Origin of the sequence: Alteromonas sp. PRIM-21 (genome assembly GCF_027563165.1) — a bacterium.
Lineage (GTDB): Bacteria > Pseudomonadota > Gammaproteobacteria > Enterobacterales > Alteromonadaceae > Alteromonas > Alteromonas macleodii_A.
This window is the reverse complement of sequence record NZ_JADOEK010000011.1, coordinates 154,536-174,274: the sequence shown is the minus strand read 5'-3', so window position 1 is coordinate 174,274 and position 19,739 is coordinate 154,536. Positions and strand designations below refer to the sequence as shown.

Sequence of the window (19,739 nt, the reverse complement as noted above, 5' to 3'; positions counted from 1 at the left end):
ATGTGTTAGGCCTGCCGCCAGCGTTCAATCTGAGCCATGATCAAACTCTTCAATTAAATATATCGAAATATGAATCGTCGTTGTGACACTCTTAACGAGTGCCCACACAGATTGTCTTGTCTAAATTTTTAAAGAACATTCACTAGAAGCCGTTGCTTCTTAGTGACTCACCCTGTTTGAGTGAGGTGCGCATTTTACATCGTTTATTTTCGATGTCAACCATGTTTTTAAACTTTTTATTTGTTTGAAAACTTGGTTTCGCACTTGTTGCTAAGTTGGCTTTGTTTTTCTCGAAGCCCCCTCAGAACGTGGAGCGCATTATAGATACCTCTTGAAAAAGATCAACACTTAAATTGTTTTTTTTTGCTTTTTAAGGCGCTTTTGGTGTTAACCGCTCATTTCTGCATCATTTCCATAGGCTCAATGCATCTTTCGACTAGTTTTTTCACATTTTATTGTTCAAATTGTTACAAATGAGTAAACTATATACAGCCTCCAACACCATAATAAACAATAGAAAGGTAGGTATATGAAAGTAGGCTTTATTCAATGCGCTGTAATTAGCGCTATTTTTGCAATTGCAGGGTATTTGTTATTTTCTTCTGCTAGTTTAAACGTCCATGTTCCACTTACCGTATCTGCAGCTCTGCTGATAAGCGGTATCGTTACTCCTTGGCTAGCGTCTCTTATTCAAAGTCCATCTTCCTCAGATGCCAGAGCACACACCAATAACGGATCAGTCGAGACTCTATATGTGGGCAATTTACCCTATAGGGCAAACGAGAATGCAGTAAAGGAATACTTCAGTAGCTTTATTGAAGTGCAGTCGGTTCGTTTAATGAAGGATCGCAAAACTGGAAAGAGAAAAGGTTACGGTTTTATCGAGGTTGTTACAGACGACCTTAGTAGTGTTATTGATAAAACAAATGACTCAATCTTCCAGGAACGAACGCTGAAAGTTCGGCCTGCAAAAGACAAAGTCGAACACGCGTAATTCTTATTCGTAGTTTTTAGTTATGTAAAAAAGCCCGGTAAGCTCTCGCTTCCGGGCTTTTTATTGTCATAAGCATTAGCTCTCGCTGGTTTCAGCAGATTGAGGAAGGCCATCTAATAAAGTTTGGTTAAAAGATCGAAATCTATTTATGGCGGATATAAGGTCAGGAACCTGTACATCTTCCATTTCGTTAATGATGCCAGCTATTAACGCATTATAGTCTTCATTACTTTCTAACTTACTTTCTGCGTTAGCAAAGGTATCCATCATCTTCTCTAGATATTGAGCGATTGGACTAACCACATTACCGAACTTCGCGTTGTCGCTTTTATCTTCGTTATAGTGCTGAATATTTTCATATGTCTTTAGCACTTCTGTTTGTGTTGTTCTATTTAGTTGTAGCGCGTAACCAACCAACTCTTTGTCGTCAAAGCCTAAACTGAGTGCTTCTTCGAAAGCCTTGTCGATGTCGCCACTATAAAAGGTGTCGGCTAGATCCTGTACTTGTCCAATTAGATCAGCTATCGAATTCAATTCCTCTTCATCAAGCTCTCCTTTTAATGAAAAGCTTATACCGCTTCTTTCATAATATTGATAAGACGCTTGTTGGGAATAGCTCGCCGAAAAACCATTTTCATTTTGTTCACCATTTCCGCCAGATAGATCTTGAGATGCCTGAGCTTGAAAATTGAGTTGCTGAGAAGCCTGGAAAGATCGCAGGCTTTCAAAACTAAAGCTCACCTCATCACCATCTTTAGTACGAATTACCAAACTACCGCTTTTTTCGTCCGATGCAGCTAAAGCTTCTAAGGATGAAAGTTGAACAGCATTAGGCTGTTGGCGACCAAAGATATCGGTTTCTAGATCATTAATACCCGTATCAATAAGATCCCGGCTTTTAGTTATACCTTGCTCAATCTCTTCATTCATAAACCCAGCGAGATCTTTTTCAGCCATTGCGAAACCGCGGCTTACTCCTTCTCTTGCTTGGCTAAATAGCCCGGTCAGCTTTTCGTCACTGGCACCTCCATCGGCTGCGCCGCGAATAACGCTGCCCACGAACTTAAGTACGTTTCGGGCTACTTTTTCAAAATCGAATAAACCGTTCGACTTTTCTTCAAGATTTTTCTCTTTCGTTTCTTGTGGTTTTTGCCCATCTATTTCTAACGCTTGATTAATATTGCTACTTACCACGCGCAAGCCGATACTCGTCTGGCTACTTGAAACAGATACTGAAGCCGCTTGTTGCTTCGAGAACTCAGCGGCTTGCTGCAATCCGTCTTGCTGCAGCTGCTTTTTAAGCGCTTCATTCGGGTGAACCGTTGCCTTTTGATCCGCTTTCTGATCAACCTTTTGGTCTCCCATAAAAGCTTTAATTTGACCCACGTTCATAATTTGATCCTCACTATCCTCATTCTTATTATCGGCAAAGAATCAATATTGTTTAATTTTAATACAGCATTTTTTTCTAAAAGCTATTTAGGCAATCATGCATACTAATAATGAAGAAGTCGGGAGCGCTTGTTGCAGTTATTTTTTAAGGGACTACAATTCGCGACCTTAATAATGAATGGAGAATTTTATGACCACCAATGAACAACAACGCTATCAAGATCAGTTGGACGAAAAAGTAAATCGTCTCACCGCGTTGCTTTCTCCATTCAATGCACCAGAGCTTTCTGTATTCCCCTCGCAGCCAACGCACTATCGTATGCGTGCAGAGTTTAGAGTATGGCATGAAGGTGATGATTTATTTCACATCATGTTTAACCAGGAAACGAAAGAGAAATATCGCGTAGATAGTTTCCCTCCGGCTTGTAAAACAATAAACGATGCGATGAGACTTTTGCTTGAAGAAGTAAGACCGAACGAAACTCTAAGAAAAAAGTTATTTCAAATCGATTACCTTTCTGCACTGTCTGGCGAACTTGTTATAAGCCTTCTATACCATCGTCAATTAGATGAAGAATGGCAAGTGGCTGCAAAAGAATTAAAAGCAACACTTGAGACTCACTTTCCCAAAGTAAACATCATTGGTCGCGCTAGAAAGCAAAAGCTTATTATCGACAACGATTTTGTGATTGAGCGTTTACCAGTAAACGGTAGAGAATTCGTTTTCAAACATATAGAAAACAGCTTTACCCAGCCTAACGCTGAAGTGAACTGTAAAATGATTGAATGGGCTCTAGATTGTGTAAAGCCGCTCTCGGGCGATTTACTGGAAATGTATTGTGGTGCCGGCAACTTTTCACTACCGTTAGCCCTTCACTTTGATAATGTAGTGGGTACCGAAATAGCTAAACCTTCGGTGCAGGCTGCTCAGTTTAACATTGAGCAAAATCAACTTAATAATGTGAAGATCGTAAGACTCGCCGCTGAAGAATTCACTCAAGCTATGAAAGGTCAGCGCACGTTTAGTCGCTTAGAAGGCATAGATTTAAGTACTTACAATTTCACCACTGTATTGGTCGACCCTCCAAGAGCTGGATTAGATGAAGATTCACTTAGAATGATTCAAGATTACGATAATATTGTATATATCTCATGTAACCCCGAAACTTTGGCGCAGAACCTTGAGCTTTTGAGCGAAACTCATAAAGTGGCGCAGTCTGCGCTTTTCGATCAATTCCCATTCACTCATCACATTGAGGCTGGGGTTCTACTTACACGCAAAAGCTAATTTGCGTGTAAGTAAGGAAAAAGCTCACACTGAAATATAATTTGGAAGAACACTTTATACTGTAAATTCTTTTCCGCGCTAGGCTTTTTGCGTAGCGCCCACTTGAACAAAGCGAAGTTGCGCTTTCACTCTTTCGCCTATTTCACTTCTAAGCTTATCATCTGCTTCTAATGCTTCAGCCCCGGCACTAAATACCAGTCTTACCATTGCATCGGCTTGTAACTGGGCGCAGGCGTATTCTACGCCTTGCTGTTCGATAATGTAGTCAGTAAGTTCATCAATGAAATGTTGAATTTCTCTGAATACTGCAAGTCGGTAAGCCGAAGACGTACCGGTATGCTCTCGCAGTAATAATCGAAATACATTTGTATTGGCCGCGATGAACTCCATGAAGGTTTCAACAGAGGTATGGATTACGCCACCACCTGAAGCAATGCGCCTTCTAGCCTGACGCATAAGCTGGCGAAGCGCCAAACCCGCTTCATCCACCAGCGTTAGACCCAACTCGTCCATATCTTTAAAGTGTCGATAAAAAGACGTGGGAGCAATACCGGCCTCTCGGGCAACTTCACGCAAGCTAATTGCCGATAGACTGCGATTTTCGTCTAGCAATGAAAATGCAGCATGAATAATATTTTGGCGGGTTTTTAGTTTCTGTTCTTGTCGGCTCACGTTCGCACCCTGTGTTCATTAACTTTTAATGGTCTGATGATTTTTAATTTTAGAGACTATTCTCAACGTCATCTGAATAACCATTAACGCAATCGAACCTCGTACATCAAAGACTAGCACGCCTAGTTTATCGCAACACGTACTAGTGGGGGAAGAGAAACAAAATCATCTCTTTTATAAACAAGGGTTAAGCATTAATTCGTATATTTTCTCTGCGAATTGGCCTCCCTCGGCTATAATTAAACTTTACACATGTAAGCAGAACTAATCAGAGTTTTGCTTGCCTGAAGCCTCGTAAAAAGATAAATTAGCGAACAGTTGTAAGCCAAGTTGTATAAAATGAAAAAACCTCCTCTTATCCTTACTAATGTGCTGGTATTTATAATATCAGGCGCAATTGCGTTTATAGGTGTGCCGCTTTGGGTGGCATATCAGGGTATCGATTGGACAGAAATCGGTACTGCTATATTCCTATTCTATTTCACCGGTATGTCGATAACTGCTGGATATCATCGCCTGTGGTCACATAAAACCTATGATGCCAATATTGTAGTTCGTGTCATATTAGCGATTGGTGGTGCCATGGCACTGCAAAATAGTATTTTGCACTGGTCGTCAGATCATCGCGTTCACCATCGCCATGTAGATGACAACGACAAAGACCCCTACTCTGCAAAGAAAGGGCTTTGGTTTGCGCATATCGGCTGGATGTTACGGGAGTATCAAGCTAAGCGTTACGATGATTACAGCAACTGTAAAGATCTACAAAAAGATAGCGTTGTAATGTGGCAGCACAAATACTACTTGCCTATCGTACTCGCTGCTAACTTTGGTATTACTGGTCTGCTGGGTTATTTGAACGGCGACGTCATGGGCATGATATTAGTAGCTGGTGTATTGCGCTTGGTGCTAGTTCACCACGTAACCTTCTTTATTAACTCACTTGCTCACTTCTGGGGTAGCCAGCCTTACACTGATAAGAATACCGCACGTGATAATGGCGTTTTAGCATTCTTCACTTTTGGTGAGGGTTATCACAACTATCATCACATATTTGAGTACGACTACCGCAATGGCATTCGTTGGTATCAGTTTGATCCTACTAAATGGCTAATAAAAGGGCTCTCTTATGTAGGTTTAACGTCGAATCTTCGCAAAGTACCTGAAGAGCGCATCGAAAAAGCCTTGGCGGCCATGCAGCTTCAAAGGGCAAGTGAAAAAGTATCGTTACTGCCGAATGCGGAAGAAATGATGCACACTATTCAAGAAGAGTACGACCTGCTCATGCAACGGATGAGTGAATACTACGCAACGAAAAAGCGCGTTATGCGCGTCAAGAAGCGTACATTAAAACGCAGCATTGAAGGGTTAGAGCTTGCTTACAAATATAAAGAGATGAAGCACGCCTTTGCAGTGCAGAAAGAGAAATGGACGCAGCTGCAAAGCCTGTCACTACAAATGGCGTAGTATTACGCGTTTATCTACATCACTCGATTCAAACAAAAACCACATAAGTATCTGCTTATGTGGTTTTTTTTATTCTATAGTAGGATAGGGTCGCTATACTAAAACTAGACTCACTTATTTTGTATTGCGGATCACTTTTTTGATCAGCCGCGTAATACGAAGATAACAAAAGGGGAAAGCAAGATGGCAACGAAGCAAAAAACTAAAGCTCCGTCTTATCATTACGACGCGATAGTTATAGGCACTGGCCCTGGTGGAGAGGGTGTTGCTATGCAGCTTGCCAAGGCTGGAAAAAAAGTGGCTGTTGTAGAACGCTATGAGGCAGTTGGTGGTGGCTGTACTCATTGGGGAACCATTCCATCTAAAGCACTTCGTCATTCTGTCAGTCGTCTTATTGAATACAATACGTCTCCACTGTTTGCCGATAACCACTTAAGTAAAAGCCTTACGTTTTCCGACATTATGAGCCATGCTAGTGGTGTAGTGAAAAGCCAAACTCGCCTGCGTTCTTCTTTTTATGATAGGAACCGCGTTACCCTGTTTCATGGCGAAGCCAGCTTTGTCGATGCTCACACCTTGGAAATAACTCGAGAAGATGGCTCGAAGGACACGGTCACAGCAGCACAAATAGCAATAGCCACAGGCTCGCGTCCCTATTGCCCGAAAGATATCGATTTTAATCACCCCCGTATTTATAACTCTGACACCATCTTATCTTTAGATCACGATCCTAAGTCCATCATAATTTATGGAGCAGGTGTAATAGGGTCGGAATATGCCAGTATCTTTAGAGGCTTGGGAGTAAAAGTCGATCTAGTTAATATGCGAGATCGTTTACTGTCATTCTTAGATGACGAGATCTCTGATGCGCTAAGTTACCACTTATGGAACAACGGTGTACTAATTCGTCACAACGAAACCTACTCTTCTGTCGAGGCTACCGATGATTCAGTAATTTTAAACCTAGAGTCAGGCAAGCGCATGCGGGCTGATTGCTTATTGTTTGCTAACGGGCGTACGGGCAACACAGATACCCTGAAACTTGAGAATATTGGTTTAAAAGCTGATGGTAGAGGCCAACTCAAGGTTAACGAAAGTTATCAAACTGAAGTAGATAACGTATTTGCTGTTGGCGATGTGATTGGTTACCCAAGTTTGGCATCTGCAGCCTATAACCAAGGTCGATTTGCCGCTGAAGCCATGCTCGGCATCAATACACATTCAGCGTTAGTAGAGGATATTCCGTCTGGTATCTATACCATTCCGGAAATTAGTTCTGTAGGTAAGACAGAACAAGAACTTACCGCAGCCAAAGTACCTTATGAGGTGGGAAGAGCCCAGTTCAAGCATTTGGCCAGAGCGCAGATAGCATCAACGCAAACGGGTAGCCTTAAAATTCTATTTCACCGGGAAACGAAAGAAATACTGGGCATTCACTGCTTTGGTGAACGTGCCTCTGAGATTGTTCATATCGGCCAAGCCATCATGCAGCAAAAAGGCGAAGGCAACACGATCGACTATTTCGTCAACACCACATTTAACTATCCGACCATGGCTGAAGCCTATCGAGTTGCTGCCATCAACGGACTAAATAGGATTTTTTAACAGATACAAAAAAGCCGGCGAAATCGTCGCCGGCTTATATGCGTTAACTAAAAATTAGTTACGGTTCGCAGCAAGCGCGTTAAGCGAGTCTTTATGTGCTACGATGTCGATGTGCATATTTTCTTGATCGAATGTCATTGTTGCAATGGCGTAGTCACCCTGACTTTCGCTTGCAATATCGATAAGCTTTGCTTGTGCATCACGGAAACGAATGTTATTGCCGATTTGATCTGACATACATTGGTTATTCATTTCGAATGTTTTCGCATCCATGCAATCGAAAAGCTGGTTCTCACCAGATTCCGCATGCGCAATACCAAAGGCTGCTGATAGAGCTAATGTTAGTACTACTTTACGCATGTTTCTTCTCCTGTGTTACAGTCTACTACTGTCACTATTAAACATACTGTATATACATTAGATAGTCAAATTGAGATCATACAATTGTGACAAAAGTATTACAGAGAGAAATAATTGGAGAAAATTTTGAAAGGCCACGATGCGTTGGTGACCAAAGCAAAGAATTGCACACTGTGCGCACCCCACCTTCCCCATAAACCTAACCCTATTTTCAGTACTTCACCATCAACTAAGATACTTATAATAGGGCAAGCGCCAGGCTTGAAAGCACATGAATGCAATACTGCATTTAACGATCCCAGCGGGGACCGCTTGCGTGAATGGCTCAGTGTATCTAAAGAAACTTTCTATAACCCGCGCTTAATCTCTGTACTGCCCATGGGGTTTTGCTTTCCAGGGTATAAAAACCGTGCTGATGCCCCGCCCAGAAAAGAGTGTGCACCGACTTGGCACGACGCTTTTCTCACTTACTTAAAACCGAAAGTCACGCTTTACGTTGGCCGTTACTCGCAGCAGTATTATCTGCCCCACTACAAAACCTTAACTGAAGCAGTAGGCGCGCCGACAAATACACACTTCGTTTTACCTCACCCGTCTGGTAGGAATAACAGGTGGCTTGCTAAAAACCCTTGGTTCGAGCTGACTATACTTCCCAAATTGCAGCGTACTATTTTTTCAGCTTTATCTGATTAGTCGTGCGATTCAAGAAACGTTAGAAGTGCATCAAATGGCATGGGCTTGGCGTATAAATAACCTTGGGCCTCATCACAACCTAGTTTAATCATATAGCTTGCTTGCTCTCTTTTTTCCACACCTTCGGCAATGGTAAGTAAACCCAGCTTGTTTCCTAAGGTTACTATGGTTTCCGCAAGTACGGCATTGGCCCCTGGCTTGATGTCTTTAACGAAAGAACGATCGACTTTCAAACGATCTAATGGCAATTGCTGCAGATAGCTCATGGAAGAAAAACCAGTACCAAAGTCATCGATAGCAATTTGAACACCAAACTCTTTTAACGTACGCAAAGCATCTATCACAATTTGCGGCTCGTCCATTACCACACTTTCGGTTATTTCAAGCTCTAAGAGACTGGGATCGCAATTGGCTTTGGAAAGTGCATGTTTAACTTTTTCAACAAATAATCTATCGCGAAACTGGGGAATAGATATGTTTACAGCGACTCTAAGATGCCCATAACCCTTTTCCTTTAGCTCTTGTAATCGGCGACATGACTCTTCGAGTACCCATTCACCAATATCAACAATAAGACCAGAGTATTCAGCAAGGGGGACAAAAACAGCTGGAGAGATATAACCACCCTCTCCATCTGGCCAGCGAAGCAGGCCTTCCATACCCACCACTTTTTCATTGAGCAAATCTACTTGGGGCTGAAACCATAGTTCTAGCTTTCTCGCCGCAAAGTCGTTTCTTAATTGACGGATCATATCCAAACGCCACGTGGTCTGATCCTCAATATCTTTAGCGTAATACTCAAAGTTGTCTGTCAGGTTTTTCTTAGCGCGATTTAACGCAATATTGGTACGCTTTAAAATCTCAATACCAATTTGACGCTTATTCTCTAGCTTGCAAAACCCGACTGTTACATTCACAGGTAGCGTGTGATCACCAACTTTAAACGATGATTGGAAAAGTGCATTTATAGCTTCTGGACAGACAAGCTCATCCGGGCCGATAAGTCCAAAAACATCAGCACCAATTCGACCTTTTTTGACTTGGCCATCGAAAGACGTCTGAAAACGAGTGCTGATTGCGCGCAATAACTCGTTGCCAACTTCTTGCCCTAGCCCATCATTAACATCGGAAAAATGATTAACATCGATAAGCGCAACACTAAAATTTTCTCCACCAAACAAGTGAGGCTTGTCTAGCATATTAATGAACTCATTGCGGTTTGGTAATCGAGTTAACCAATCTCTGAACGCTGCATTTCTTAATTCATGGAAGAGGTTGACGTTTTCGTAGCCTACCGAAATGCTAGATAAGAATACTTCTAAAAGGTTTTTGTCTAATTCACTGATTTCGTGAGTTTGCCTAACATACACAGCGGCTTCGAAACCAGCGCGACTTATATAAAGTACAGAACAACTCGCCTCAAATATGTGCTTCTTAAGGCGTAAGCAACGGCTTATATTTTCTTCAATTTCAATGTTGTTAACGTCTACAACCGGGTGATTGATAAATTTCGCATATTCACCCGCGGCACCAAGGACATATACTTGTTCGTCGTCTTGGTCTAAAAGGGAACCGGCTCGGGCACATAACAGCCCTTCAGAATCGAGACCTATAAGAGAACTAATTTGTGTGACAACTCCTTCGCAGAACTCTTTGACCGAATGCTCTTCGAACAAATTAGCCGACGAGGTAATTATCTTTTCTAAACCAGCGCGACTTTGGCTTATGGTTATAATTTGCTGGTATGAGCGCAGCGAAGAAATAATGGTCGTCAGTAGCTTGGAGCGCGTAAGTTCAGTTTTCGTTTTGTAGTCGTTGATATCGTAAACTTTAATAACTTGCTCTTCAGGTGCATAACCTGGCTGCCCTGTACGCAAAATGATACGGGGCTCGTACAGTTTCATGTCTTCACGAATATATTTAACGACATCAAAGCCTGCATCGTCAGTTTCCATAACAACATCAAGCAAAATGATAGCGATACTGTTACCGTATTCGTGAAGTTTTTCTTTGGCTTGCTTCGCAGAATAAGCGTGGATGAAGTTTAACTTGCGATCGTTTACGATGAGATCAGATAGCGCCAGTCGCGTTACTGTATGAATTTCTTCATCATCATCGACGATAAGAATGTTCCAGTCTTTGCCTAATAATACCGGCTCCGTAACTGAATCATCATCATCTAAAAAAATTAACTCGTCGTTATCGTAATCCATTGCCGACATTACCGCTCATTTCCCCGATACATACAAAACAAGAATGCACGACTTACTGTATTAAGGAGACAATCGCATTGATAAATGGGTTACGCAATGCAATAGTGCTCTCATGTTACATGCTAATTTACATTCAATAATTTAAATCAATATGAAGATTACACCTCAGCACTTGCCCCCTGAGATTAAAAAAGCTCAGAACACGGAAGTCAGTAGCGCTAAAGCGCCTAGTGACCAACCCGCTGCTGAGAAAGTGGCGAGCTCTATCAAAGCGGATGTAAGCCGCCAACGCATGTTGTCATGGTTTGCTAGAGTGGGTATTAGCCCTTCCATGATGTCTCCTGATCCTAAAAAGCAAAAACATGCGCTAGAACGAAGGAAACAAATTCTAGAAACTCAAAAAGCGAGCAATCTTCAGTCTATTTTAAATATAGCACTAAATGTTTCAATCAACGAACAAACTAGCGATAATCTTGATGCAGATTGGTTTTTTGCCTTTAGTACCATGGCTGAGGAAATCTACAGCCAACCAATGCAAGAATTGTGGGGCAAGATTTTTGCCGTTGAGGTCGCCCACCCCGGTAGTTTTTCACTTCGCACTCTGCAGTTGCTCAAAACGCTCACACACAGAGATGCAAAAGTATTTAATAAAGCAGTTAACGTAGCGAGTCGAAAAAGTAATGATACCGTACCGCGCATATTAGTGGGATATCATAAGCGTAAAGGCTTGCTTTCTTTTCTTCGAAAACCCATTCCAGAACAATTGAACCTAGCCTCTGTTGGACTTAGTTACCCAGACCTATTGTCGCTGCAGGAAATGAAATTAATCTATGCCAGTGAAATCGAGAGTGGAGAATATGTAGAGGGGCAACGGGTCACATGGCGATGTGTTAATGAGAATATAACGCTTACGTGTAAAACTTCAGGCGTTGCGTTGGTGTATTACAAATTTACTTCTGTAGGAAGTGAGCTTTACAAACTGGTGACTAAATCTTCTAACGAAAAGTATTTACAAGAATTGAAAAAAGTATTGGGCGAGGTATTCAACATAAGTTAAATACCGTCACCAAATTCGTGTAATCCACATTCGCGCTTTAACCCGAAGAAGCGGGTATCCTGCTCACTCATACCTTCTTGCAACGACTGCGTTGTATGCCAATCGCCAATTGAAACGTAACCTTGCTCCCAAAGCGGATGGTAAGACAAGTCGTTATCTTTCAGGTAGTAGTGGAGGTCTTTGTTGCTCCAATCGATAATTGGATATAGCTTAAACTGCTGCCCTACTTTTTGTAATACAGGTAGTTTGCCACGCGTATCAGATTGGCTTCTGCGCAAACCTGCAAACCAAGTGCCTGCTTTTAGTTCTCCCAACGCACGCTGCATTGGCTCAACTTTGTTCATCTTGTTGTATTTTTCAATACCTTCGATGCCTTGCTCCCAAAGCCTACCGAAGCGCGCTTCTTGCCACGCAGATGACATTTTTGCGCTGTAAACGTGCAAGTTTAAATTAAGCTTCTCAACCAGCTCATCGATAAATTTGTACGTTTCTGGAAACAAATACCCGGTATCAGTAAGCACAACCGGGATATCCGGCTGTGCTTGAGTAAGCATATGCAGCATAACTGCCGATTGCGCTCCGAAACTCGAAGACACAATATGAGTATCGGGCAAGTTATCCAGCGCCCAAGCAACTCGCTCTTGCGCTGTCATTTTTTCCAACATATCGTTGATATCAGCAAGGTCTTCCTTGCTGATATCAAGCGTAAGTGGCTGCTGCTTTTCTGCTGTATTATTCGTCATAGAAATCCCGTGCGGAGTCTACTACTGGTTTTACAACACCAGCGCGAACAACATAATCACCAAAGGCCTCGCCACTCTCACGCTCTTTAGCCCATTGACCAAGTAGCGTATCTAGCTCTGCCATGATTTCTTGTTCGCTAATGTTTTCACGATACATACGAGGGATACGTGTACCTTCTCGGTTGCCCCCTAAGTGCAAGTTGTACTTGCCTGGACCTTTACCTACCAAGCCAACTTCAGACAACATCGCGCGACCACAGCCATTTGGGCAGCCTGTTACGCGGAAGATAACACTGTCTTCTTCCAGACCGTGTTTAGCAAGTAAACCCTCTAGCTCGGTAACAGCGTCTGGCAGGTAACGTTCAGCTTCCGCCATCGCTAGCGGACAAGTTGGCAGTGCAACACATGCCATTGAGTCTAGGCGCTGATTAGAAACACTTGGCGCAATAAGGCCATGCTCACGAGCCAAGGCTTCCACTTTGTCTTTGTCCTGGGGTGGAACACCAGCAATAATCAAGTTCTGGTTTGCAGTTAATCGGAAATCACCTTTGTGTATTTTGGCAATTTCTGCGCAACCTGTTTTTAGTGTTTTACCTGGGTAATCCAAAATACGACCATTTTCGATAAACACAGTCAGGTGGTATTTGCCGTCAATTCCTTCAACCCAGCCAAAACGGTCACCACGGTCGGTAAATTCGTAAGGTCGGCTATCTTGGAAAGTCACGCCTGCGCGTTTCTCAACTTCAGCTTTGAAGTTGTCCACGCCAACACGCTCTAGGGTGTATTTGGTTTTCGCGTTCTTACGATTAACACGATTACCCCAATCACGCTGCGTAGTAACAACCGCAGCGGCAACGTCTAGCGTGTTTTCCAGCGGTATAAAACCAAAGTCAGAGGCTTTACGCGGGTACGTGCTCTTGTCGCCGTGAGTCATTGCAAGTCCACCACCAACAAGTACGTTAAAGCCAACTAGCTGCCCATTTTCTGCAATCGCAACAAAGTTAAGGTCGTTCGCGTGAACATCTACGTCGTTTTGCGGAGGAATAACCACGGTAGTTTTAAACTTACGTGGCAGATAGTTATCACCTAAAATAGGTTCAACAGGCTTTTCAGTAGTCTCAACTTTTTCACCGTCCAACCAAATTTCTGCATATGCGCGAGTTTTAGGAAGTAAGTGTTCACTTATCTTTTTAGCCCACTCAAACGCCTGAAGGTGAAGCTCGGATTCAACTGGGTTAGAGGTACATAGTACGTTTCTGTTTACATCACCCGCCGTTGCAATAGAGTCAATGCCAACTTTGTTAAGCATTTGGTGCATAGACTTAATCTTAGGCTTTAATACACCGTGAAACTGGAAAGTTTGACGAGTAGTTAAGCGAATACTGCCATACATGGTGTGGTCAGCTGCAAACTTATCGATAGCTAACCATTGGTCAGGCGTGATCACGCCACCCGGTAAACGCGCGCGCAGCATCACATTATGAAGCGGCTCAAGTTTTTGCTTTGCACGTTCTGCTCGAATGTCACGGTCGTCTTGCTGGTACATACCGTGGAAGCGAATAAGCTGGAAGTTATCAGCTGTGAAACCACCGGTAAGATCATCTTTAAGATCCGTAGTGATGGTACCGCGCAAATTATTACTCTCGCGCTTTAGGCGCTCGTTGTCAGCCAGTTTGCCCTCAACGATAAATGGTGATTTTTCGTTACTCATTAATAGACATCCTTCTGATAACGTTTCGCTTTTCGTAACTCTACAATATAGGCTTTTGCATCGGCTTCAGATTTCCCGCCGTGCTCTTGCACAATATTGATTAAGGCGTTTTCTACATCTTTCGCCATGTGCATTGCATCACCACACACATAAAAGTGTGCGCCCTGCTCTAGCCATTCGTACACTTCTTTACCGTTTTCTAATAAGCGGTGCTGAACATATACCTTTTCTTCTTGGTCACGAGAGAATGCAAGGGTAATTTTTTCTAGCAGACCTTCTTTAACGTAACCTTGCCACTCTACTTGATACAAGAAATCTTGCGTGAAATTAGGGTTACCGAAGAACAACCAATTTTTGCCTTCAGCGCCTTGAACGTCACGCTCTTGCATAAAGGATCTAAACGGTGCAATACCCGTGCCTGGGCCAACCATGATAACAGGTGTATTCGGATCTTCCGGCAAACGGAAGTTTTCGTTGTTTTCAACGAAAACTTCTACCTCGCCATTTTCTTCCAAATACTCACACAAGAAGCCAGACGCCCCACCTTGATGACGATGACCAAACGCTTCGTAGTCAACGTGAGCTACCGTCAAGTGCACCTCGTCTTCTACGTCAGCTTGGGCTGATGCAATAGAGTACAAACGTGGTGTTAATGGTCGCAATGCATCTACAAGCTGCTGTTCAGATAGCTTACCTGGGTGGTCGCGTACAATATCGATGATTTGGCGTTCGGCCATATAAGTACGTAGCTGCGCTTTATCTTCCATCAAGGTTGCTAACGATTCAGAACCTGTTGCAGCCTGATATGACTTAATAAAGTTAGGGTAACTTAAGGTTAATTCAAGTTTAGACGTTAAGGCTTCAGTTAACGACATTGACGCATCGCCTACAGACACTTCAGCATTGCCATCTAGTGACAAAATGCTAATAAGTTCTGAAACCAAAGAAGCTGCGTTCTTAAACCAAACACCTAGCGCATCACCTGGCTTGTAGGTAATTCCGCTATCTTCAAGGCTTATTTCAATGTGACGGATATCTTTAACTGAATCGCGACCAGTAATCTTCTGCGCTTCAATTAACGTTGCCTTGAACGGTGCCTTTTTAGTGTATGTCTGGGCTGCTACGCCTTGCACTGCTGCCCCGGTTTGCGCCGCTACCGCAGCTTGTGGTGCCGCACTAAAATCATCTTTTAACGATTCAATCAGCTTGTTCAGCCATGCCTCAGCTTCTGCTTCATAATCAACATCACAATCCAGACGCTCAACGATAGGCTTGCCACCAAGTTTGCCTAAACGCTCGTCAAAGTCTTTACCTGTTTGGCAGAAAAACTCATAACTGCTATCGCCTAAACCCAACACCGCGTATTTGGTACTTGCCAGCTTAGGTGCTTTCTTACCCGCTAAGAATTCGTGCAATTCTATGGCGTCATCTGGCGCATCGCCCTCACCGTGGGTACTTACAAATACCGCCACGTGAGTTTCAGCCTTTAAGTTACGTGGCTTGTAGTCAGCCATGCTAACAAGCTTGCTGTTAAAGCCTGCTTCCTCTGCTTTGGCTTGACACTGCGCAGCTACACCCTTCGCATTACCCGTTTGTGAGCCATACAGAATAGTTAGCGTGGGAGCATCACCCGCTACTGCAGGCGCGCTTTGTAACGCAGGGGCAACCGAACCGCCTTGCGCAGCCGCCATGCCTGCAGCATAGCCACTTACCCAAGTAAGTTGATCACGATTTAAGCCTGCAATGGCTTGCGTAATTGCATTCCACTGCTGTTCGTTTAATACCGCGCCTGGCGCTGAGTTCGAATTAGAATCTTGTGACATAGTCTTTTAGCCTTTTATCAATGGCGCTAAGGCTAACGGCTTTCTACGAGAAGAGAAAAGAATAAATGAAACTTTTTTATTACTGAAAGTGCTAATGACTGTGTGAATAGGTAATAACGCGTGTAAACATTCCCCTCGGAAATTAAAAAAGGCGTGAACTGCACAAGCAGCCACGCCTTTAAAAACATATAGTTAGTGCTTAAAAATGAAGTTCTAAGCCTGCGAATACACCGTCAAATTCCATGTCAGCATAAACATCATCAAGATCTTCAATATCAACCGTTACGTTTCTGTAACCAACCTGAAGGGTCATATCGACTGCTAAGCTTTCGATGAATGAATATTGAACCGCAGCTTGATAATCACTTAGCTCGTGATCGTCAAACGATAAATAACTACCTTCAAAATATGCAGATAGCCCTGTGAAAGGAAGACCCAACTGAACTTTTGAATACGCCATTGGCACAATACCAGAAAATTCAGCTGAGCCACTGGTATCACTATCTGTATCGACCACAAACAAAGCACCATCGATGTATTTTGCGTTTACACCAAGGTCAAAGCTAACCAAGTCGTTATCAAACAACTCGTAGTACAAGATAAAATCAGTTGCATCAAGCTCTACGTCGGTATTGATCGTGGTGCTTTGCGCAAAAAGCTCACCATCAAAGGTAAAGGTTGAATCCAGTGTTGTGGACCCTGAATTATCTAACGTAGTGTGATTTACCTTCACATTCGGTAAGAAAGGCACTGGGTGTTCAAAGGCAATATATAACGCCGTATTGGTTTCATCGTCAAAGTTGAAATCAGCAGTGTTGTTGCTATCTGCAAAACCGCCTTGCGTGTCGGTTTGCCAAACTTGAGCTCCAACGTAAACGCCTGCGATAGTGTCTGCTTGAGATGAAACTGAAAACAATGCGCATCCCAATGCGGCAGCTATAAGACCTTTTTTCATTAATTATCCTTGATTAAGAAGTTCTGATATTTCAATTAAAGCAGCGTTTGCGCGAGAAATATAGTTAGCCATAACTAAAGAGTGATTAGCTAACATACCAAAGCCACTGCCATTTAAAATCATCGGACTGTAAACAGACTGTTGTGTTGCTTCCAGTTCGCGAATGATTTGCTGAAGACTAACTAATGCATTCTTATCTTCAAGCACATCGTTGAACTCTATTTCTACAGCTTTAAGAAAGTGTAGAAGAGCCCATGTTGCGCCACGCGCTTCATAAAAATTATCATCTAACTTCCACCAGCTTGTCTGTACAACGCGTTGACTGGTGCTAGGTGTAGATTGCTTCGCGTTAGCGTCACCAGCTAAATCTGTATTAACTCTAGCAGATCCTACGCTGGCGCTTAATCTTTGTGAATAGCTACCCAACCGTTTTTCAACCTGCTTCAACCATTCTCGCAGGTTATCTGCTCGGGTATAGAACTGACTGTCTGAATTACGTGTGTTTGCCAACTCGTCTCGGTACTTTTTAAGAAGTTCGATACCTTCAGCATAGCTAGATTCAGACGAAGGTAATGCCCAGCTTTTATGGTCCATATTGAATTTAGGGTGGGCTTTAGTCAGGTATGGGTTTTCAATTGACTGAGATTGAGAACGGCTGAAATCCTTACGCATAGAAAGTGCTAGGTCTCGCACCATCTCTAATGCTCCAAACTCCCAAGCAGGCATATTATCTAAAAAGACACCGGGTGGGATAACATCATTTGAAAGATAGCCACCAGGCTTATCTAGCAAAGTTTCTGACACATCAATCATAGTGGTAGTTAGTGTGTAACCCGCTATATTTGTAGGGTTCTCAACGGGTGAGTTCTGTTCCAAGCGCTTTCTGACATCAAATGTATCTGGAGATAAACTCCAATACCAACCGATTAACCAGAAAAGTAAAAAGATCACCACAGCGACAATCGCTATTCGTTTTGAGTTAATAGATTGTCTCATATAAACACCAACCTTCCTTTTAAATAACAAATAGCCGACGATGGTCAGCTATTTGAAACAACTAATATTATGTGAAAAATGCGAAACCTTTATGACGGTTTTCAATATAACACCACCTTTTACTACGTTAACACAATATAAAATTAATTATGTTAATTATAAAGTATGATGCATGTTTGTATCATTTTGCTGCTTATAAGCAGCAGAGTTACGATTTTTCAGCACATATAGTGCGATACCGATAAGTATAATTGGCCAGAAAGCACTAACGCCCAAAACAAGTAGCGCTAGGAAACCTGCGCCAAGCGCTAAAAGAATTGTTCCCATAACACTTATTGCGACAACAAAGCCAACAACGGCAAGGGCAACCCCAATTAGCGAAAGCACAGCCACATTCTCCCAGGGGCTAAGCAGTTCGTCAGACATGACAAGATGCATACCTAGCCAGCTATCTACAAGGCTACCCAAGCAATTAACCAGTACAATGGCAATAACCAGTGCAATTAGAAAGTTTTTCATTACACTAATCTCGGTAGTAGGATAACAGCAGCCACGTAAGCCACTAGCGTGATGGGGGTTGCGATGAATAAACCCGCTACCGCTGCCGCTCTTACCCATACTGCATCGATATCAAAATAACGTGCAACACCTGCACACACACCTGAAATAATGCCAGAATCAAGGTCTCTATAAATTCGCTTCTGTGATGGTACTTTCATCATCTTCTCCAAAAATGTTTCTTTCGATATCTACAATGTAAGTTGGCGGCACATAAGGTCGGCTACGCGACCTTTTTCTTCTTAAGCTCTGCCAGCTCCTTTTCAATCGCTTCGTCTGCTTCCATTGCATCGAACTCAGCTTGTAATGATGTTGCTTCACTCGACTTCGTTAAGTCATATGCATCCACTTGCGCTTCAAGATGGTCAATGCGCTGTTCGTAGCTTTCAAAACGCATCATGGCATCGTCAATTTTTCCTTCGTGATCAGCTTGCTTCACTTTCAAGCGTGTTTGCGCTGAATTTTTGCGCTGAACTAAGGTTTTTTGCTTAGCTTTGGCTTCTGCTAATTTACTGTTCAGTCTTGCAGTATCGCCTTGAATCTTTTCGATGCTTTCTGCTAGTTGCGCTTCTTGCTCTTTAAGAGAGTCAAGTTTTGAAACATACTTCTGCTTCTCTATAAGTGCCGCTTTTGCCAAAGACTCTTTGTCATTGTTCATTGCGATCTGCGCTTTATGCTGCCAACTATCAACTTGTTTGTTTACTGCTTCCACATGACGCGCTAGCGTTTTTTGCTGAGCAATAAAGCGTGCCGCGTCGGTGCGAACTTCAACCAGGGTTTCTTCCATTTCTTGAATAATCAAGCGGATGATTTTTTCTGGATCTTCAGCTTTATCTAGCATCGCGTTGATGTTTGCTTGAACAATATCGTTAATGCGTGAAAACATACCCATGATTCTTTCTCCGTTAAAAGTGGTGTTGTGGCTTCCAGCATTTATTCTCTTGTACACACTGCTAGTTGCCGCTGACTGAGTTCTCCTCAACACTTTTAGTATTACAATGACTATGCCATTTATTTATATTGTTGATATATATAGACTTTATTAAAAATTGAGCTTAAAACAGCTTTCTAACTTTAAGTTTAGATACGATAAATTAGTGTATTTAACCAACGCTATTGTTAAATTGACCACTTCCGGTTCAACGGCATTTACACTGTACCCTCATAAACTTACTTCATTGCTAAACACGCACAAAAAAAGCGCCCGTGGGC

General features: G+C 42.7%; 18 protein-coding genes. 6 read left to right on the top strand and 12 right to left on the bottom strand.

Annotated elements, in window-relative coordinates; genetic code table 11:
• Positions 1-529 precede the first annotated feature (529 nt).
• Positions 530-994: an RNA recognition motif domain-containing protein gene (locus IW644_RS15775; RefSeq protein WP_269918397.1), complete on the top strand. Its 465-nt coding sequence runs from the start codon at positions 530-532 to the stop codon at positions 992-994.
• Between the two features lie 75 nt (positions 995-1,069).
• On the opposite strand, the gene IW644_RS15770 is transcribed toward IW644_RS15775, so the two are convergent.
• Positions 1,070-2,386: a DUF5610 domain-containing protein gene (locus tag IW644_RS15770; RefSeq protein WP_269918396.1), complete on the bottom strand. Its 1,317-nt coding sequence runs from the start codon at positions 2,384-2,386 to the stop codon at positions 1,070-1,072.
• A 190-nt stretch (positions 2,387-2,576) separates the two neighbouring features.
• Between IW644_RS15770 and trmA the strand changes: the two genes are divergently transcribed.
• Positions 2,577-3,674: a tRNA (uridine(54)-C5)-methyltransferase TrmA gene (trmA, locus tag IW644_RS15765; RefSeq protein WP_269918395.1), complete on the top strand. Its 1,098-nt coding sequence runs from the start codon at positions 2,577-2,579 to the stop codon at positions 3,672-3,674.
• Positions 3,675-3,752: 78 nt separating this feature from the next.
• Here the strand turns inward: trmA and fabR are convergent, their stop codons facing one another.
• Positions 3,753-4,346: an HTH-type transcriptional repressor FabR gene (fabR, locus tag IW644_RS15760; RefSeq protein ID WP_269918394.1), complete on the bottom strand. Its 594-nt coding sequence runs from the start codon at positions 4,344-4,346 to the stop codon at positions 3,753-3,755.
• A 339-nt stretch (positions 4,347-4,685) separates the two neighbouring features.
• On the opposite strand from fabR, the gene IW644_RS15755 reads away from it, so the two are divergent.
• Together IW644_RS15755 and sthA are read left to right on the top strand one after the other, a co-directional pair.
• Positions 4,686-5,813, top strand: a complete 1,128-nt coding sequence (locus IW644_RS15755; RefSeq protein ID WP_269918393.1) for an acyl-CoA desaturase — start codon at positions 4,686-4,688, stop codon at positions 5,811-5,813.
• A gap of 183 nt (positions 5,814-5,996) precedes the next feature.
• A complete protein-coding gene (sthA, locus tag IW644_RS15750; RefSeq protein WP_269918392.1) occupies positions 5,997-7,418 on the top strand; it encodes a Si-specific NAD(P)(+) transhydrogenase in 1,422 nt (473 codons plus the stop codon).
• 54 nt (positions 7,419-7,472) lie between these two features.
• On the opposite strand, the gene IW644_RS15745 is transcribed toward sthA, so the two are convergent.
• A complete protein-coding gene (locus IW644_RS15745) occupies positions 7,473-7,778 on the bottom strand; it encodes a hypothetical protein (protein WP_025254039.1) in 306 nt (101 codons plus the stop codon).
• Between the two features lie 114 nt (positions 7,779-7,892).
• Here IW644_RS15745 and IW644_RS15740 point away from each other — a divergent pair, with 114 nt between their 5' ends.
• On the top strand, positions 7,893-8,471 hold the full coding sequence (locus tag IW644_RS15740) for a uracil-DNA glycosylase family protein (protein ID WP_269918391.1): 579 nt from the start codon (positions 7,893-7,895) through the stop codon (positions 8,469-8,471).
• Here IW644_RS15740 and IW644_RS15735 read toward each other — a convergent pair.
• Positions 8,468-10,693 carry a bifunctional diguanylate cyclase/phosphodiesterase gene (locus tag IW644_RS15735; RefSeq protein WP_269918390.1) on the bottom strand — a complete coding sequence of 742 codons (2,226 nt, stop codon included), beginning with the start codon at positions 10,691-10,693 and terminating at the stop codon, positions 8,468-8,470. The two genes, IW644_RS15740 and IW644_RS15735, sit on opposite strands and share 4 nt — an antisense overlap.
• A 142-nt stretch (positions 10,694-10,835) precedes the next feature.
• Here IW644_RS15735 and IW644_RS15730 point away from each other — a divergent pair, with 142 nt between their 5' ends.
• Positions 10,836-11,741, top strand: coding sequence for a TIGR03899 family protein (locus tag IW644_RS15730; protein ID WP_269918389.1), 906 nt, complete (start codon positions 10,836-10,838; stop codon positions 11,739-11,741).
• Here IW644_RS15730 and IW644_RS15725 read toward each other — a convergent pair.
• The 8 genes from IW644_RS15725 to pspA all read right to left on the bottom strand — a co-directional run bounded on the left by IW644_RS15725 (position 11,738) and on the right by pspA (position 19,419).
• Positions 11,738-12,484, bottom strand: a complete 747-nt coding sequence (locus IW644_RS15725; RefSeq protein ID WP_269918388.1) for a phosphoadenylyl-sulfate reductase — start codon at positions 12,482-12,484, stop codon at positions 11,738-11,740. The genes IW644_RS15730 and IW644_RS15725 overlap by 4 nt on opposite strands.
• Positions 12,474-14,195 carry an assimilatory sulfite reductase (NADPH) hemoprotein subunit gene (cysI, locus tag IW644_RS15720; RefSeq protein ID WP_269918387.1) on the bottom strand — a complete coding sequence of 574 codons (1,722 nt, stop codon included), beginning with the start codon at positions 14,193-14,195 and terminating at the stop codon, positions 12,474-12,476. Before cysI ends, IW644_RS15725 begins: the two co-directional genes overlap by 11 nt.
• A complete protein-coding gene (locus IW644_RS15715; protein ID WP_269918386.1) occupies positions 14,195-16,018 on the bottom strand; it encodes an assimilatory sulfite reductase (NADPH) flavoprotein subunit in 1,824 nt (607 codons plus the stop codon). The genes cysI and IW644_RS15715 overlap by 1 nt, the downstream gene beginning before the upstream one ends.
• A 199-nt stretch (positions 16,019-16,217) precedes the next feature.
• Positions 16,218-16,973, bottom strand: coding sequence for a TIGR04219 family outer membrane beta-barrel protein (locus tag IW644_RS15710; RefSeq protein WP_179984562.1), 756 nt, complete (start codon positions 16,971-16,973; stop codon positions 16,218-16,220).
• A 3-nt stretch (positions 16,974-16,976) separates the two neighbouring features.
• Entirely contained in the window at positions 16,977-17,969 is a 993-nt protein-coding gene (locus tag IW644_RS15705; RefSeq protein WP_269918385.1) for a DUF2333 family protein, read from the bottom strand.
• 156 nt (positions 17,970-18,125) lie between these two features.
• Positions 18,126-18,488: a hypothetical protein gene (locus IW644_RS15700; RefSeq protein WP_118492171.1), complete on the bottom strand. Its 363-nt coding sequence runs from the start codon at positions 18,486-18,488 to the stop codon at positions 18,126-18,128.
• Entirely contained in the window at positions 18,488-18,688 is a 201-nt protein-coding gene (locus IW644_RS15695) for a PspC domain-containing protein (protein WP_025254029.1), read from the bottom strand. The genes IW644_RS15700 and IW644_RS15695 overlap by 1 nt, the downstream gene beginning before the upstream one ends.
• Before the next feature lie 62 nt (positions 18,689-18,750).
• Positions 18,751-19,419, bottom strand: coding sequence for a phage shock protein PspA (gene pspA / locus IW644_RS15690; protein WP_269918384.1), 669 nt, complete (start codon positions 19,417-19,419; stop codon positions 18,751-18,753).
• Positions 19,420-19,739: the final 320 nt, after the last annotated feature.

What these genes read in the sequence shown, in the direction of transcription:
- IW644_RS15705 (WP_269918385.1), bottom strand. Translation starts at nt 17,969, where the DNA reads ATGAGACAATCTATTAACTCAAAACGAATAGCGATTGTCGCTGTGGTG.
- sthA (WP_269918392.1), top strand. Translation starts at nt 5,997, where the DNA reads ATGGCAACGAAGCAAAAAACTAAAGCTCCGTCTTATCATTACGACGCG.
- IW644_RS15730 (WP_269918389.1), top strand. Translation starts at nt 10,836, where the DNA reads ATGAAGATTACACCTCAGCACTTGCCCCCTGAGATTAAAAAAGCTCAG.
- IW644_RS15715 (WP_269918386.1), bottom strand. Translation starts at nt 16,018, where the DNA reads ATGTCACAAGATTCTAATTCGAACTCAGCGCCAGGCGCGGTATTAAAC.
- IW644_RS15695 (WP_025254029.1), bottom strand. Translation starts at nt 18,688, where the DNA reads ATGAAAGTACCATCACAGAAGCGAATTTATAGAGACCTTGATTCTGGC.
- trmA (WP_269918395.1), top strand. Translation starts at nt 2,577, where the DNA reads ATGACCACCAATGAACAACAACGCTATCAAGATCAGTTGGACGAAAAA.
- IW644_RS15725 (WP_269918388.1), bottom strand. Translation starts at nt 12,484, where the DNA reads ATGACGAATAATACAGCAGAAAAGCAGCAGCCACTTACGCTTGATATC.
- IW644_RS15710 (WP_179984562.1), bottom strand. Translation starts at nt 16,973, where the DNA reads ATGAAAAAAGGTCTTATAGCTGCCGCATTGGGATGCGCATTGTTTTCA.
- IW644_RS15775 (WP_269918397.1), top strand. Translation starts at nt 530, where the DNA reads ATGAAAGTAGGCTTTATTCAATGCGCTGTAATTAGCGCTATTTTTGCA.
- IW644_RS15700 (WP_118492171.1), bottom strand. Translation starts at nt 18,488, where the DNA reads ATGAAAAACTTTCTAATTGCACTGGTTATTGCCATTGTACTGGTTAAT.
- IW644_RS15735 (WP_269918390.1), bottom strand. Translation starts at nt 10,693, where the DNA reads ATGTCGGCAATGGATTACGATAACGACGAGTTAATTTTTTTAGATGAT.
- IW644_RS15745 (WP_025254039.1), bottom strand. Translation starts at nt 7,778, where the DNA reads ATGCGTAAAGTAGTACTAACATTAGCTCTATCAGCAGCCTTTGGTATT.
- IW644_RS15770 (WP_269918396.1), bottom strand. Translation starts at nt 2,386, where the DNA reads ATGAACGTGGGTCAAATTAAAGCTTTTATGGGAGACCAAAAGGTTGAT.
- IW644_RS15755 (WP_269918393.1), top strand. Translation starts at nt 4,686, where the DNA reads ATGAAAAAACCTCCTCTTATCCTTACTAATGTGCTGGTATTTATAATA.
- pspA (WP_269918384.1), bottom strand. Translation starts at nt 19,419, where the DNA reads ATGGGTATGTTTTCACGCATTAACGATATTGTTCAAGCAAACATCAAC.
- cysI (WP_269918387.1), bottom strand. Translation starts at nt 14,195, where the DNA reads ATGAGTAACGAAAAATCACCATTTATCGTTGAGGGCAAACTGGCTGAC.